The 15,103-nt window shown below is 62.7% G+C and carries 17 protein-coding genes; 9 read left to right on the forward strand and 8 right to left on the reverse strand.

The genetic code is table 11. The annotated features are described in order from the left end of the window. Positions 1-60: 60 nt before the first annotated feature. Entirely contained in the window at positions 61-1,635 is a 1,575-nt protein-coding gene (locus ACR30Z_RS01740; protein WP_434371056.1) for an aminopeptidase P family protein, read from the forward strand. A gap of 85 nt (positions 1,636-1,720) precedes the next feature. Here the strand turns inward: ACR30Z_RS01740 and ACR30Z_RS01745 are convergent, their stop codons facing one another. Continuing rightward, the gene (locus ACR30Z_RS01745) at positions 1,721-2,542 is read right to left on the reverse strand and encodes a general stress protein (RefSeq protein ID WP_434371057.1); all 822 of its coding nucleotides are present in this window, start codon (positions 2,540-2,542) and stop codon (positions 1,721-1,723) included. 76 nt (positions 2,543-2,618) lie between these two features. Between ACR30Z_RS01745 and ACR30Z_RS01750 the strand changes: the two genes are divergently transcribed. The 3 genes from ACR30Z_RS01750 to ACR30Z_RS01760 are packed head-to-tail and all read left to right on the forward strand — an operon-like array spanning position 2,619 to position 5,746. After that, entirely contained in the window at positions 2,619-3,902 is a 1,284-nt protein-coding gene (locus tag ACR30Z_RS01750; protein WP_144648468.1) for a magnesium transporter MgtE N-terminal domain-containing protein, read from the forward strand. After that, a complete protein-coding gene (locus ACR30Z_RS01755) occupies positions 3,883-4,614 on the forward strand; it encodes a DUF1003 domain-containing protein (RefSeq protein ID WP_144648469.1) in 732 nt (243 codons plus the stop codon). Before ACR30Z_RS01750 ends, ACR30Z_RS01755 begins: the two co-directional genes overlap by 20 nt. A 4-nt stretch (positions 4,615-4,618) precedes the next feature. Continuing rightward, entirely contained in the window at positions 4,619-5,746 is a 1,128-nt protein-coding gene (locus ACR30Z_RS01760; protein WP_434371058.1) for an Mrp/NBP35 family ATP-binding protein, read from the forward strand. Positions 5,747-5,775: 29 nt separating this feature from the next. Here the strand turns inward: ACR30Z_RS01760 and ACR30Z_RS01765 are convergent, their stop codons facing one another. From ACR30Z_RS01765 to sigE, 3 genes are read right to left on the reverse strand one after another with little or no spacing between them, the layout of a single operon-like run. After that, positions 5,776-6,177 carry a Sec-independent protein translocase TatB gene (locus ACR30Z_RS01765; protein ID WP_434371059.1) on the reverse strand — a complete coding sequence of 134 codons (402 nt, stop codon included), beginning with the start codon at positions 6,175-6,177 and terminating at the stop codon, positions 5,776-5,778. 31 nt (positions 6,178-6,208) lie between these two features. Then, complete coding sequence (locus ACR30Z_RS01770; protein ID WP_244296482.1) at positions 6,209-7,123, reverse strand: hypothetical protein; 915 nt, start codon at positions 7,121-7,123, stop codon at positions 6,209-6,211. 7 nt (positions 7,124-7,130) lie between these two features. Continuing rightward, positions 7,131-7,754 carry an RNA polymerase sigma factor SigE gene (gene sigE / locus ACR30Z_RS01775; protein WP_144648472.1) on the reverse strand — a complete coding sequence of 208 codons (624 nt, stop codon included), beginning with the start codon at positions 7,752-7,754 and terminating at the stop codon, positions 7,131-7,133. A 233-nt stretch (positions 7,755-7,987) separates the two neighbouring features. Between sigE and ACR30Z_RS01780 the strand changes: the two genes are divergently transcribed. Then, on the forward strand, positions 7,988-8,620 hold the full coding sequence (locus ACR30Z_RS01780; protein ID WP_144648473.1) for an O-methyltransferase: 633 nt from the start codon (positions 7,988-7,990) through the stop codon (positions 8,618-8,620). An 87-nt stretch (positions 8,621-8,707) separates the two neighbouring features. On the opposite strand, the gene ACR30Z_RS01785 is transcribed toward ACR30Z_RS01780, so the two are convergent. From ACR30Z_RS01785 to ACR30Z_RS01800, 4 genes are all read right to left on the reverse strand, one after another. Then, on the reverse strand, positions 8,708-8,875 hold the full coding sequence (locus ACR30Z_RS01785) for a DUF3117 domain-containing protein (RefSeq protein WP_064721643.1): 168 nt from the start codon (positions 8,873-8,875) through the stop codon (positions 8,708-8,710). 228 nt (positions 8,876-9,103) lie between these two features. Continuing rightward, positions 9,104-10,300 carry a hypothetical protein gene (locus ACR30Z_RS01790; RefSeq protein WP_434371376.1) on the reverse strand — a complete coding sequence of 399 codons (1,197 nt, stop codon included), beginning with the start codon at positions 10,298-10,300 and terminating at the stop codon, positions 9,104-9,106. 77 nt (positions 10,301-10,377) lie between these two features. After that, positions 10,378-10,719, reverse strand: coding sequence for a DivIVA domain-containing protein (locus tag ACR30Z_RS01795; RefSeq protein WP_144648474.1), 342 nt, complete (start codon positions 10,717-10,719; stop codon positions 10,378-10,380). An 18-nt stretch (positions 10,720-10,737) separates the two neighbouring features. Next, a complete protein-coding gene (locus ACR30Z_RS01800) occupies positions 10,738-11,577 on the reverse strand; it encodes a TIGR00730 family Rossman fold protein (protein ID WP_208759939.1) in 840 nt (279 codons plus the stop codon). Positions 11,578-11,740: 163 nt separating this feature from the next. On the opposite strand from ACR30Z_RS01800, the gene ACR30Z_RS01805 reads away from it, so the two are divergent. From ACR30Z_RS01805 to ACR30Z_RS01820, 4 genes are all read left to right on the forward strand, one after another. Next, complete coding sequence (locus ACR30Z_RS01805; RefSeq protein WP_144648475.1) at positions 11,741-12,496, forward strand: amino acid ABC transporter ATP-binding protein; 756 nt, start codon at positions 11,741-11,743, stop codon at positions 12,494-12,496. A gap of 54 nt (positions 12,497-12,550) precedes the next feature. Next, entirely contained in the window at positions 12,551-13,429 is an 879-nt protein-coding gene (locus ACR30Z_RS01810) for a glutamate ABC transporter substrate-binding protein (protein ID WP_144648476.1), read from the forward strand. A 91-nt stretch (positions 13,430-13,520) separates the two neighbouring features. Beyond that, positions 13,521-14,171, forward strand: a complete 651-nt coding sequence (locus tag ACR30Z_RS01815) for an amino acid ABC transporter permease (protein WP_090818089.1) — start codon at positions 13,521-13,523, stop codon at positions 14,169-14,171. Further along, positions 14,168-15,061: an amino acid ABC transporter permease gene (locus tag ACR30Z_RS01820; RefSeq protein WP_434371060.1), complete on the forward strand. Its 894-nt coding sequence runs from the start codon at positions 14,168-14,170 to the stop codon at positions 15,059-15,061. Before ACR30Z_RS01815 ends, ACR30Z_RS01820 begins: the two co-directional genes overlap by 4 nt. The last annotated feature ends 42 nt before the right edge of the window (positions 15,062-15,103 follow it).

A 15,103-nucleotide genomic window follows, 5' to 3' on the forward strand; every position in this document is an offset into this window, starting at 1 on the left:
GGGCCCGCTTGGAGCGTTGCGCCGTTGGCCTCCTCACCTAACTGGTGGGACGATGTAACGGTGAACGATGCCGAAAACACCCAGAACTCGTCCTCCCAGCCACTGCAAGCGCGCGTCAACAACCGCTCACAGAGGCCCACATCCGATGCCTTCAAGGCATTCATGGCCAGCAATTGGGCGCCCGCCCCGCAGGTGACCCCTGCGCGTGACGCCGTCGCGGACCATGCCGCCCGCCGCCGTCGTACCATTTCCGAACTGTTCAAAGGCGAACGGCTTGTTATCCCGGCGGGTCCGCTGAAGGTCCGCTCCAACGACTGCGACTACCGCTTCCGCCCCCACTCCGGTTTCGCCCACCTCACCGGGTTGGGCCTCGACCATGAGCCCGACGCCGTCCTCATCCTGGAGCCGGTTGCTGCTGGAAAGGGCGACGACGGCGGTCACCACAGCGCGACGCTCTACTTCCGTCCACTCGCCGGCCGCGATACCGAGCAGTTCTACGCAGACTCCCGCGCTGGTGAGTTCTGGATCGGTGCACGCCCCACGCTGGCCGAATTCGAAGCCCGCCTGGGCCTGCCCACCGCACACATCTCCGAGCTCGAAATGGCGATTACCAAGAACGTCGGAGCTCCGGAAATCGGTGGTATCTCCATCCGCCTGGTCCGCAAGGTGGATGAAAACATCGACGCACTGGTGGACACCGCCCGGTACAACACCGCAAAGGACCCGGAAACCCTGGACCTCGGCGAGCTCGACGCCTTGGATGAGAAGCTCAGCGAAGCACTGTCCGAACTGCGCCTCCTCAAGGACGAGTGGGAAATCGAGCAGATGAAGATCGCCGTCGCGGCTACCGTGGAGGGCTTCGCCGACGTCGTTCGTGCCCTTCCCCGCGCCTTGACCCACAAGCGGGGTGAGCGCGTTGTTGAGGGCGCCTTCTTTGCCCGCGCCCGCGAGGAAGGCAACGAGCTCGGCTACGACACCATCGCGGCGTCCGGTAACAACGCCACCGTGCTGCACTGGAACCGCAATTCCGGAACCGTCAATGCGGGCGAACTCCTCCTCCTCGACGCCGGGGTGGAAGCAGATTCCCTTTACACTGCCGACGTCACCCGCACCCTGCCCGCCACTGGAACGTTCACCGATGTCCAGCGCAAGGTTTACGAAGCTGTGCTCGACGCCGCTGATGCCGGTTTCGCCGCTGCCCGGCCGGGTGTGAAGTTCCGCGACATCCATACGGCGGCAACCACGGTCCTGGCCGAACGCCTCGCCGAGTGGGGCCTCCTGCCGGTTTCTGTTGAGGAAGCCATCAGCCCCGAGGGACAGCAGCACCGCCGCTGGATGCCGCACGGCACCAGCCACCACCTGGGCCTTGACGTCCACGACTGCGCCCAGGCCAAGCGGGAGCTGTACTTGGACGGGATCCTCACCGAGGGCATGGTCTTCACCATCGAGCCTGGCCTGTACTTCAAGAATGAAGACCTGGCCATCCCGGAGGAATACCGCGGCATCGGCGTCCGGATCGAAGACGACATCCTCATGACTGCCGACGGCCCAGTGAACCTCAGCGCCGCATTGCCCCGCAAGACAGAGGACGTCGAGTCCTGGATGGCCGGCATTTACCAGGAAGCGCAAGCCTAGGGCGGGATCGCTGCACGACTCACGCACACGGGGAAGGCCACCGGAGATCCGGTGGCCTTCCCTGTGTGTATTGCCGGAGGCGCTTCTACTGCTTGGGCTGGCCTTCGGGGTCGGACTGCTGGCCGTTGTCCTGGGGCGCGTTCTGGGGCGCGTTCTGGACTTCGGTCACGCGAACGCCGTACTGAGGGCGACCATCGGGCAAGTCCGGGTAGCGGACGGCCGCCGGTGCAGGATTCGGTGCGGGCTGGGTGGTGGGAGCGTTCTGGCTGTCCGGGGCGCCGGCGGCACCTGACTCGGGGCCGCGCTGGCCGTACGGGTCATTCCAGGTGGACGGACGTTCAGGCGCCTGACCCGGCTGCTGCAGCGGCGCATTGTGCGGGTTGTAGTTGGCGGCCTGCGGCGTGGCTGCCTGCGAAGGGTTCATGGGTAATTGCTGGAGCAGACGGCGGGCCTCGTGGGCGGCCTCTACCGCGACAATGACGTCGTAGTTGGTTGCCACCACCTGGCTGGTTGACGTGAAGTCGCGTTTCCCCCGTTGGGTGGCGTACGTGACGATGCCGAACAGCATGAAGAACGCAGCACCCATCAGCACCGAGGTGATGATGGAGAACGGACCTCCGGCAGGAGTGAAGAAGGAGAGCATGACGCCCACAAAGAGGCCGAACCACATGCCGCTCAAGGCACCGGACAAGGCCACTCTTGGGTAGCTCAGGCGGCCGGTCACCCGCTCCACCATTTTGAGGTCGTTGCCCACGATTGACACCAGCTGAACCGGGAACTGCTGGTCCGCGAGGTAGTCCACCGCCTTCTGGGCATCCAAATACGAGGTGTACGAACCAACAGTGTCGCCTTGGGGGACGCTGCGGGATTCCTCAATGGCTTTGGGAGCACCAAAAATGTTAGACATAGCCCCATTGTGTCCCATTGACATGTGAAGCGGCTGGAATTCAGCTAAAAGAGAGCAGACTCGGTAGCCTGTAAACATGAGCACACATCCCTCACGCGTCTTTGTTGCGCGCCTGCTCGGCTTGGACGTCTTCGACCCCTTGGGCGATCGTCTGGGCCGGCTGCGCGACGTCGTGGTGCTCTCCCGCGGCACGCGTGGGGCGCCCCACGTGGTGGGCATTGTGGTGGAAGTGCCTGGGAAGAAGCGGGTCTTCGTGCCCATGACGCGGATTACGTCCATCGACCAGACCCAAATCATTTGCACCGGTTTGGTCAACCTGCGCCGCTTTGAGCAGCGCGGCGCCGAAACGTTGGTAGTGGCGGAGATGTTCGATCGCCGTGTGACGCTTGCCGACGGCAGCGGTGACGCAACGATCGAGGACATCGCCATGGACCAGCACCGGTCCAAGGACTGGTTTGTCAGCAAGCTGTTCGTGCGCCGCGGACATTCTCTGTCGCCCTTGAGCAGGCTGCGCCGCAACGAAACACTGATCATTGATTGGGCCGACGCCCAGACCGGCGCCCATAACGAGCCGCAGGCGGCCACGCAGTTCGTTGCCACCCACGAGGACCTCAAGCCTGCGGACTTTGCCGAAGCCCTGCAGGAAATGAGCGACAAGCGCCGCTTCGAAGTAGCCAGCGAACTCCAGGACGAGCGCCTTGCAGACGTCCTCCAGGAGCTCCCCGAGGACGACCAAGTTGAAATCCTTTCCGCCTTGGACGTGGAGCGCGCCGCTGACGTCCTCGAAGAGATGGATCCCGACGACGCCGCCGACCTCCTCGCCGAGCTTCCCTCCGCGCAGGCCGAAGAGCTGCTCCAGCTCATGGAGCCCCAGGAAGCCGAAGATGTCCGCCGACTCCTGGAATACGACGAAGACACCGCTGGTGGCCTGATGACCCCTGTCCCGGTCATCCTGCCGCCGGAGGCCACTGTGGCCGAGGCCCTGGCCCACGTCCGCCGCGAGGAGCTCTCTCCGGCGCTGGCCTCATCCATCTTCATTGCCCGCCCACCCTTGGAGACGCCCACGGGCCGTTTCCTGGGCGTGGTGCACATCCAACAGCTTCTGCGCTTCCCTCCGCCGGAACCCTTGGGCAATCTCGTGGACAAAAACCTTGAGCCGTTGTCGGACCAAGCCCACATCAGCGAGGTTGCCCGGACCCTGGCCACGTACAACCTGAATTCACTTCCAGTTGTCGACGACGACGGCCGCCTCGTGGGGGCGGTGACTGTTGATGACGTGCTGGATCACCTGTTGCCGGATGACTGGCGCGCCCACGAGGACGACGCCCCTATAAGGAGACTTGGAGGCCGCATTGGCTGATAACAACGCCACCCGATCCCCCAAGTCCACCGGACGTTCCGGCAGCAGCCTGGACACGCCCCTGAGCGGGCGTCAACGCATCCTGCCCAAGTTCTCGCCGAACCCTGACGCCTTCGGCAACGCAACGGAGGGCTTCGCCCGCTTCATGGGCACGCCTACCTTCCTTGTCTACATGACGGTGTTTTGCGTGTTCTGGCTGGCGTGGAACTCGTTCGCGCCCACCGACTGGCAGTTCGACCGCATGGAGCTTGGCTTCACCCTGTTGACGCTCATGTTGTCCCTGCAGGCCTCCTACGCAGCGCCGCTCCTCCTTCTGGCACAAAACCGGCAGGATGACCGGGACCGCGTCTCGCTCCAGCAGGACCGCCAGCGTGCAGAACGCAACCTCTCCGACACCGAGTACCTCACCCGTGAATTGGCTTCACTGCGCATAGCCCTGCGCGAGGTAGCCACCCGTGACTACGTCCGTGCAGAGCTCCGAAGCCTCCTGGAAGACATTATCGATGCCCAGGAAGAACTCCGTGAGAATGAAGGCTCCCCAGATGGCACGGAGTCGCCAGGCGAGAAGGTCAAGGAGAAGCTGAAGGAGAAGCGCGACAAGTCGCGTGGGCCCCGCACACAGCAGATCCCGAAGGTCCGCCCGCCACGTACCGCGGGTCCACAGCATTCCACCGCCAAGCCAACGCCTGAAAACCCCGAAAGCCGAGCCTGATCGTATGAGCACCGCATCTGCCGAGGCGCTCCACGCTGCCCTGGCAACCGTCATCGATCCTGAGCTTCGCCGCCCCATCACGGAACTCGGAATGGTGGAATCGGTCTCTGCCGACCACACCGGCGCCGTTCACGTGGCCGTCCTGCTGACCATCGCCGGGTGCCCGCTGCGTGAGACCATCACGGAAGACGCCACTGCGGCATTGTCCAAGGTGCCCGGCGTTACCGGCGTGGACGTCGAGCTGAAGGTCATGAGTCCAGCCCAGCGCGAAGCTCTCAAGGAACAGCTCCGCGGCCCGGGTGGACAGCGCGGCATCCCCTTCACCAAGCCGGGCTCGTTGACCAAGGTCTACGCCGTAGCCAGCGGAAAGGGCGGGGTGGGCAAATCATCCGTCACCGTTAATCTGGCCTGTGCACTGGCCGCCCAGGGGCTCCGCGTGGGCATCGTGGACGCCGACGTACATGGTTTCTCTGTACCGGCCCTCATGGGCATTACGCAAAAACCCACGCAGGTGGACGACATGATCCTGCCCCCTGTGGCCTACGGCGTGAAGGTCATCTCCATTGGCATGTTCGTTGCCGGCAACCAGCCTGTGGCGTGGCGCGGTCCCATGCTGCACCGGGCCTTGGAACAGTTCCTCACAGATGTCTACTTTGGTGACCTCGATGCCCTCTTCCTGGACTTGCCCCCCGGCACCGGGGACATCGCCATTTCCGTGGCTCAATTGCTCCCCAACGCAGAGATCCTGGTGGTGACCACACCTCAAGCAGCCGCCGCCGACGTCGCTGAGCGTGCAGGAACCATCGCCACCCAGACGGGCCAGAAGGTGGCCGGCGTCATCGAGAACATGTCGTTCCTGGACATGCCCGACGGCGGACGCATGGAGCTGTTCGGCAGTGGCGGAGGTGCCATCCTGGCTGAGCGGTTGAGCGCTTCCGTAGGCAGTGACGTTCCGCTTCTGGGGCAGATTCCCTTGGACATCCGGTTGCGGGAAGGCGGCGACTCCGGGAAGCCTGTGGTACTGGCTGCACCCGACACAGCGGCTGCGAAGGCCATGGAGGAGATCGCCTCAGCCCTCGCTGCGCGGCCTCGGGGCTTGTCCGGCCTGCCGCTGGGAATTCAACCCCGCTAGATCTTCCGGTCGGGAATCCCGATCCGGAATCAGGTGGCTTCGGAGTCGAAAGGCGCAGCTTCGCCCTCTGCGAGGCGCTCGATGGTCCGTACAGGGGCCTTTGGCTTGGCGTCCGCGGAAGCGGCGGCGACGGCAGTAGCTGCGACGGCGGGCGCCCCTGCGCTGACCGGCTTGGATTCGTCGTCAAGGAGGGCGTCCTTGATGATGCGCCGAGGATCGTACTGGCGGGGATCGTACTTCTTCCAGTCGACTTCGTCGATATCGATGCCGACTTCGTCCTTGATCTGCTCGCGGGCACCCGAGGCCATCCGCCGGACTTCCTTGACCAGGTTGGCAAGCTTTTGAGTGTATTCGGGCAAACGGCTGGGACCGATGACGAGTACGCCGATAATCAGAAGGAGTATGAACTCCGGGCCGTTGATTCCAAACACGCTACGAAGATTACCTTGTCTGTGGTGCCGCTCATAAACCGGCGGGACGGAGCAGGGTTTGGAGTCCGCGAAGCAGCCTCGCATACCATGCCTCGGAGGTCTCGTCGGAGGACCCACGCGCCATGGACTCGCCGGCCCTGACGATTTCGGGAACGGCGTCATCCGCGGTGTCGGCAGGGAGGTCGGAGACGTAGCTGATCACGGCATCCGGCATGGCGTAGACGGCCTTCCACGGGGTTCCCTGCGTGACAGAAAGCTGTGCTGACGTCGACTGCCCACGCAGGTCGCGATCCACCGGCAGATGCTCTTCCACGATGGTGGCGTAATGCCCCTTGCTTTCGAGCCTCATCTCCACAGCAGGGTGGCCGTTCCGCACTGTCGCATTGGCAGACACTACCTGGAAGCCCATCCCGAGCAGCTCAGGACAGGCCCACCCTTCGTCCCGCAGAACGTCCAACTGCGCAGCATCCAAGCTGACCGTGCCGCCGGCGGGAACCGCGGGCAGGAGCATTGCCTCGGCGCTGCCGCCCGTCCACAGTCCGGCAAGGGCTCCGGAATGTGAGGTTTCGGCTAGGGCCATCGGCTCGGTATCTCCCGCCACGACGTAGGCGGACGCAGCCAACGCACCTGCGCTGACCGCCAGCGTGCCCGCAGCGACTCCCGCGATCCGGAGACTCCGCCGCAGCCCGCTCGGATACGGCGGATTCCCGAGCGGCTGACCTGGCTCGTTGGCGAGGCGCTCAGTGTGCTGGATCAATCTCGCGGCGAGGTCCTGGCTTGCTTCAGGAACAGCTGCGCCGCGCAGGCGTTCCAAGTACTGCCGTTCCCGGCGAAGTGCGGCGCGGCATTCCGCGCATTCCTGCAGGTGTTCCGGGACTCGTGTGTGGCGCAGCGCAGCCAGTTTGCGCCGGGAAAGGGCTCCCGGACCAAGTGGTCGTCGAGGCATGGACGACCTAAAGCATGCTTGCGATGCGGGGCATCTTCAGGCGCGGCTTGCGGGCCTCCGCCGGACGGGGATCGCGGTGGGCAAGCTTCTCGCGCAGCATGGTCCGGCCGCGGTGGATCCGGGACCTGACGGTCCCCAGCTTCACACCGAGAGCCTCTGCCACTTCGTCATACGAGAGGCCCTCAAGATCGCACAGCACGACGGCGGCGCGGAAGTCGGGCGGCAGTTCTTCCAACGCCCGCTGGACGTCAAGGTCAAGGTTGTTGTGCTCGAAGCTCTGCTCGGGGCCCGGCTCACGGCCAGGCAAGCGGGACTCGGCATCCTCGGCGAGGGCATCGAAACGAATCCGGCTCTTGCGGCGGGCCTGGTCCAGGAAGAGGTTGGTGGTTATGCGGTGCAACCAGCCATCCAACGTTCCTGGCTTGAAGTTCTCCAAGGAACGAAAGACGCGCACAAAGACCTCCTGCGTGAGGTCTTCGGCGTCGAACTTGTTGCCGGTCAGGCGGTAGGCAAGCCGATATACCTTGGCGGAGTGGTTCGCGACCACTTCCTCCCAGCTGGGCATGACCCACTCAGCAACGGCCTCAAGGCCCTCCGATGTTTGGACTGGCGCAGCATGCGATGCCGGCATCGTCCACTCCCCTCAAACTGTGGTTCACCGAGTCTCGGTGCCGTCCACCTCATGGATGACCGGAGCATTATCATCCCAAGGTTGTCTGGGAATTTCCTGACTGGTGGACGTTTTCCCCGCAAGGCGAAAAACGTCGATGGACACAGCCCGGGGCGGCTCCCCAACAACAGGTGTACGGGGTTGGACACAGTAGTCTGGTACAAACACCCCTACCCGCGGAAAGCGAAACCTTCATGAGTGCCGACAAGTCAAGCAGCTGGTCCTATGCGGAAGATCTGCCGGCTGAGGATGACGTCTTGTTGCGCGCCCGCGAACGGTCCTTCGAACTTGGCGTAACGCCCATCAGCCCGGGCGTGGGTGCTGTGCTCACGGTCCTCGCTGCCGCGTCCAAAGCGCAGACCGTGGTGGAAGTTGGATCAGGAGCAGGGGTGTCCGGTGTCTGCCTCCTGCGTGGACTGAGCCCCCAGGCCGTCCTGACCACCATCGACGTCGATGTGGAGCACCTCAAGGCCGCAAGGGAAGCGTTCCTGGAGTCAGGCAGCCCGGCCAACCGCACCCGCACCATTTCCGGGAGGGCAGCGGACGTGCTGCCGCGCCTCACTGACTCTGCGTACGACCTCGTGTTCATCGATGCCGATAAGCCCAATTTTCCCAAGTATGTTGAGCAGGCCATCCGCCTTCTTAAGTCCGGCGGCACCTTGGTCATCAACGACGCACTGGACAAGGACCGGGTGGCCAACCCCGCCGCGCGGGACTCCACCACCGTGGTGTTGCGGCAGATTGGCAAGTCAATCCGCGATGACGAACGACTGGCCTCGGCAATGCTCCCTACCGGCGACGGGCTCCTGGTAGCTGTCAAGAAGTAGGCACCCTTGGCCTGGGCTGGACCCGGGACAAAACGGTCCTTAAACAAAAGCAGGGCTCCAGCTCACGCTGGGCCCTGCCTTGTAAATCTATTCGGTCACACCTACGAGGCATTCCTTGAGGTTTTCCGCTTCGGCTGCGTTGAGCTCGACCACAAGTCGTCCCCCGCCCTCCAGCGGCACACGCATGATGAGGCTGCGTCCCTCTTTGGTAACTTCCATAGGGCCGTCGCCAGTACGTGGTTTCATAGCCGCCATTAGGAAAATCCCCTCCATTTGTCCCAAGTCACGCCCAACCCGGCCGGGCTGGATCCGCGTCGCAATTGCAGCCGGCGGCACCGTTTGGGAGGCCGCCTTGGCCGGGCACTTTTAGGTGCTTTGTCCTTGCTCGTAGTCCATTATCCCGTACTTACCCGCCCGTAGCGAAATCAACCGCGTATTTGTCCGGGCTTTGTACATATTGCCATTCCCCAACAAAGGTCCACGTCAGGGCGGATAGTCACCGCCGCCGGGCAGGGGTGCCCACGCCCAGAGCCACACAACCCAGACGATTTGGAGGAGGACAAACATCACCACTACCGTGCCCCGGTACGCCTTGGACTTGGACAACAGGGCCGCACCAAGCGCCAGCGGAAACAGCGGCAGGAGCATCCTGAACGTGCTGGTTTGTGGGTGCAGGAAAACCAGCAGATAGCCCATGTAGCACGCACACCACAGTCGCAGCTCCGTTCCGATGGCCCGGACCGGCTTGGAGATCATGACCAGGACGAACAGGGCCGCAAAGACAAACGGCGCCAGCACCCCCAGAACCGGCCCAAACAGCATTCGGCCGGTGTCGAACCACGGCTTGAACGGCACCAGGTCATGGCCGCGCCACGCCGTCTCCGTACGTGTATAGGCTGCCGGGTCGCCGGTCACTGCCCAGGCGACTGCGGGCCATACCAAGGCTCCGACGCCCGCAGCGACCACCAAGGCTGCCAGAGACAGCAGGCTGCGGGCCGAAGTCGGATCATTGTCACGCCTGGCATCCAACGTCGTCTTCGCGGGCCCGAACCGTTGCCACAAACGCCACAGGAGCAGAAGTCCCACCATGGCCGCAAACGGCACACCCGTAGGCCTGGACAAGCACATCAAGAGAACCACGGGGATTGCGGCCACGTAGTGGCGGCGAACAATGAGCAGCAAGGAGGCGGAGAGGAGCAAGAGGTTCAGCGACTCCGCATAGGGAACCTGGAGAATCGGCGAGACCGGAAAAGTGGAGACGAAGATGACGCCCCACATGGCTGCCTGTTTGCCTGCAAACTCGCGGAAAAGCTTGAAAATCACCAGTGCTGCTCCCAGCCCGGCCACCATCGCGATGGCAGTGAGGGCTTGGAAGGTACCCAACCCGGTAAGGGCGGAAAGAGCCCTTGCCAGGAAAGGGAAGAGTGCGTAGAAGGCCCAGGCGTTTTCCGTGACCACCCCGTTGCCGTCTACCGGCAGGACGGAGGGATACCCCTTCTCCGCGGCCTGCTGATACCAGCGTCCGTCCCAGATAGTGATGAAGTTCCAGTAATCCGGAGCCGGCGGGAACCAGGGGTTGGTTCCTTGATGGATGGCGGCCGCCATGAAGATACAGGCGCTCACCAGCCGTGCTGCAACGAAAACGATGGATACCTGTAACCACCAAGGCCACCTGGCCATCCTTGCTCCTGTGGCTGACACCGCACGGGACAACCGCGCCGTGAGGCCCTCCGCATCCCGTACCGGGGCTTCTGCAGTCACTCGGGGTTCCCGCTGGCTTCGCCATCCTCAGGCCGCTGCTGTGCGAGGACACCAAGTCTTTCGATTTCCCGGTCCTTGGCCTGCAGCTGATCTCTGAGTTCGTCCAGGACCTGATCCACCTGGTCCATTCGGTATCCCCTCAACCCCAGGGCAAAGCGCAGGGAATCGACGTCGGACGGCCGCGCCTCGGCCGGCAACAGCACCGGGGGCAAGTTGGGAACGGGGTCGTCCAACCCCGCACCCATCGTGCGGCCCCGGACGATCCCGGCTCCGACATACAGCGCAGCGCCGACCAGGACAATGGCGAGAAACACCAGGAAAAAGCTCACAAGGTCCATCGTGCCAGAAAGGGATACCTATTCCGGGCGTTGGTTTCCGTTAGGAACGGGAGGAAGCGGCGCCCCGTGCAGGACGCGGTGCACGGCGTCGGCGGGGTCATCCACCAATTGGATCAGGTCGAGGTCCTTCTCCGACACCATGCCCTCGGCCACGAGTGTCTCCCTGATCCATTCGATCATCGGGCCCCAGAACCGTACGCCCAACAGCACGATGGGGAAAGATGTCACCTTGCGGGTTTGGACGAGGACCATCGCTTCAAAGAGTTCGTCGAGAGTTCCGAGCCCACCCGGAAGGACAACGAATCCTTGAGCGTATTTGACGAACATGGTCTTCCGGGCGAAGAAGTACCGGAAGTTGATCCCCAGGTCTACCCACTGGTTGAGTCCCTGCTCGAACGGCAGTTCTATGCCAAGGCCTACGGAGACTCCGTTGCCTTCCACGGCACCCTTGTTGGCTGCTTCCATGGAACCCGGCCCTCCGCCGGTGATGACTGCGACGCCGGCCTCCGCCAGCTTCCGCCCTACGTCCACGGCCATTTCGTAGTATTCGGTCCCCGGCTTGGTGCGGGCAGAGCCGAAGACACTGACGGCGGGACCGAGATCAGCCAAGGCACCGAAGCCTTCCACGAACTCACTTTGGATCCGAAGGACGCGCCACGGATCGGTATGGATGAATTGTCCGGCACCGCTCGTATCCAGCAAATGCTGGTCCGACATTCCCGTATCGGCCTGTTTGCGCCGAAGCTCCAGGGAGCCTTTGTGCTTGGCGGGCGCAATCTCCGAAGGCAGGGGCACATGGGTGGTCCTGCCGTGGCCGTTGGCATCCGGGTTGGGAATTGAGTGCTGGCTGATGCTCATTGCCCAAGGCTAGCGCTTATGGACGCCAGCTCCGTCGCAGCGACCCGGTTGTTGCATTGCAGTCTGGTATATCGCTGGAGAGCAGGTTTCTGTTCAGTCACGATCTTGGGGAAGTTGCCGTGACCGTGGTCATATTTGCCTCTTTGTTCGCTAGATTCGTCGTATGACTACTCAAGCGTCCGGCGATGCCCTCGTCTCACTGAATGGCGTCAACAAGCATTACGGTCAATTGCACGTCCTGAAGGACATCAACCTTCAGGTTCGGAAGGGTGAAGTCGTGGTGGTAATCGGACCTTCCGGCTCCGGTAAATCCACGCTGTGCCGCGCGATCAACCGTTTGGAAACGATTGACGACGGCGATATTGCCATTGACGGGAAGAAGCTCCCCGAGGAAGGCAAGGACCTCGCCCACCTGCGGGCCGACGTCGGAATGGTCTTCCAGTCCTTTAACCTGTTCGCCCACAAGACGATTCTTGAGAACGTCACCCTGGGCCCCATCAAGGTGAAGAAAGTGGCCAAGGGCACGGCTGACAAAGAGGCCATGGCACTTCTGGAACGCGTAGGCGTCGGGCACCAGGCACCGAAGCTTCCCGCCCAGCTTTCCGGTGGCCAGCAGCAGCGTGTAGCCATCGCCCGCGCACTGGCCATGAAGCCGAAAGTGATGCTTTTCGACGAGCCCACTTCGGCGTTGGACCCGGAAATGATCAATGAGGTCCTGGACGTCATGATCCAGCTGGCCAAGGAAGGCATGACCATGATCGTGGTCACTCACGAGATGGGCTTCGCCCGCAAGGCTGCCGATCGCGTGGTGTTCATGGCTGATGGCCAAATCGTGGAAGATGCCACCCCCGAGGAATTCTTCACCAACCCCAAGAGCAACCGAGCCAAGGACTTCTTGTCCAAGCTCTTGACCCACTAGCTCCTTACCGCCCGCACCCCGGCCGTAAGGCGGCCATCCAATGAAAGGAACGTCATGAAGTCTCTTATTACCCGGAGGAAGTCACTCCTGGTGGCCGCATCGGCTGCGCTTGCTCTCTCGCTGAGCGCTTGCGGTGGCGGAAGCGGCTCGACGCCTGCCCCTGTTGCCTCGGCAAGTTTCGAGGCCGGCACCACGATGGAGAAGCTGAACAAGGCTCAGAAGATCACCATCGGAACCAAGTTCGACCAGCCGCTCTTCGGCCAGAAGGGCCTGGACGGCAAGCCTGTCGGATTCGACGTCGAGATCGGCAAGGCAATCGCTGCGAACCTGGGCATTCCGGCTGACAAGATCGAATGGGTGGAGACCGTCTCCCAGAACCGCGAATCGTTCATTGAGCAAGGCCGCGTTGACCTCGTCATTGCCACCTACACCATCAATGACGCCCGGAAGGAAAAGGTCTCCTTCGCAGGACCGTACTACGAAGCAGGCCAGGCACTGCTGGTGAACAAGGACGACAACTCCATCACCAAGCCCGAGGACGTTGCCGGCAAGAAGGTTTGCTCCGTCACGGGTTCCACCCCGGCCAAGACCATCGCCGAAAAGTACAACGCCGAGGTAGTCCCTGCGGCCACGTACACCGCTTGCCTGGAGCCGCTGCGCAACAAGCAGGTTGTCGCCGTCACCACGGATAACGTCATCCTCGCCGGCTACGTGGACAAGGAACCGGATGCCTTCAAGCTCGCTTCGGATGAAACCTTCACCAAGGAGCCTTACGGCATCGGCCTGAAGAAGGACGATACCGTCTTCCGCAACTGGATCAACGACCAGCTTGAGGGCTTCGCCAAGGGCGACACCTACAAGAAGGCTTGGGAAGCCACTGCAGGCAAGGTCATCAAGACCACCCCTGAACTTCCTGCGATCAACCGCTACTAGTCAGACCTGTCAACTGCCGCCGCCCAACCGGACGGCGGCAGTTGACGACTCCAGGACCCTGTTCCCTGATTAGCTGCAGCCAAAGGAAGCCATGGACGCCGTCATAGCAAGCCTCCCCGAATACTGGGACGGATTTCTCCGAACCCTCTATCTCTCCGTCATTTCAGGAATCATTGCCCTCATCGTCGGCACACTCCTGGCGGCCATGCGGGTTTCCCCCGTGGCTGCACTCCGCGGATTCAGCATGTTCTACGTTGAAGTCGCCCGAAACACCCCGTTGACCATCATCTTCTTCTTCGCAGCCATCGTGCTCCCCCGGCTGGGCGTCAAGTTCGAACAGTTCGAAGTTGCCGCCATCATCGCGTTGAGCAGTTACACGGCGGCCTTCATCGCCGAAGCCGTCCGTTCCGGCGTCAACAGCGTGCCCGTCGGCCAGGCCGAAGCCGCCCGCAGCGTGGGCATGACGTTTACCCAGGTTTTGGGTTTCATCGTTCTTCCCCAAGCCGTCCGTACCGTCATACCCCCGTTGATCAATATCCTGATCGCTCTGGTCAAGAACTCTTCCGTGGCCGGCGCATTCTTCGTTCTTGAGCTCTTCGGCTACGGTCGGCAGCTTTCCAACGACTACGGCGATCAAGTTCTCTGGATCCTGCTTGGGGTGGCGTTCTTCTACCTCCTGATCACGGTGCCGCTGGGCCTCCTGGCGCACTTTGTTGAACGAAAGGTGGCGATTGCCCGATGACCTCGGTCCTGTACGACGTTCCCGGGCCCAAGGCCCGCCTCTACTCACTCCTTGGATCCGCGGCCGGAATCCTGATCATCCTCGGTGTCCTGGCCATCGCTGTCACGACGCTGGCCCAGCAGGGCATTTTCGACGCCGACCGCTGGGAGATCTTCTACGGCCCCATGGCGCCGGATGTCTGGAGCTTGATTGGTCAAGGCATCCTCTCCACGCTGGCTGCGGCTGCCGTAGCGGCCGTGATCGCCTTCCCACTCGGCATCGCCCTCTGCCTCCTGCGCATCTCCCTGATTGCGTGGATCCGGGTTCCCACGCAGGTAGTGCTTGAGTTCCTTCGCGGCATGCCCGTGGTCCTCATGATGTTGTTCGTCCTGCTGGTTTTCGCCACAGGGCAGTTCCAAGCCGTGGTGGTTGGCCTGGTGCTTTACAACGCCGCGATCTTCGCCGAGATCCTGCGTGCAGGCATTCAGTCCCTCCCCAAGGGGCAGCGCGAGGCTGGCCTTGCCATCGGCTTGCGCAGCTTCCAATCACGGATGTCCATCGAGTTTCCACAGGCGGTACGCCGCATGCTTCCGTCGTTGGTTGCACAGCTGGTGGTCTTGCTCAAGGACACCTCGCTCGGCTACATCGTGGGCTACGAGGAACTCCTGCGGAAGATCCAGATCATGGCGGACTTCCTGGGTCCGGATTTCCTGTTCCCGGCGTTCTTCGTGGGCGCTGCGATCTACATCCTGATCAACCTCACCGTGTCAAGGATCGCCATCCTGATCGAGCGCCGCGGTTCCAAGAAAGCCGCCGGCGGCGTAGCAGCCCCCAGCCTTCGAACGGGCCTCATGGTGGGTGGAAACGACCCCATCGCAAAGGACTCCGTCGAGGGACCTGACAAGAAGTAACAACCCCGATACAAAGAAGGTCCGCAGCCATCCGGCTGCGGA

The sequence above is a fragment of the Paenarthrobacter sp. FR1 genome, from assembly GCF_051106045.1.
Classification (GTDB): domain Bacteria; phylum Actinomycetota; class Actinomycetes; order Actinomycetales; family Micrococcaceae; genus Arthrobacter; species Arthrobacter nitroguajacolicus_A.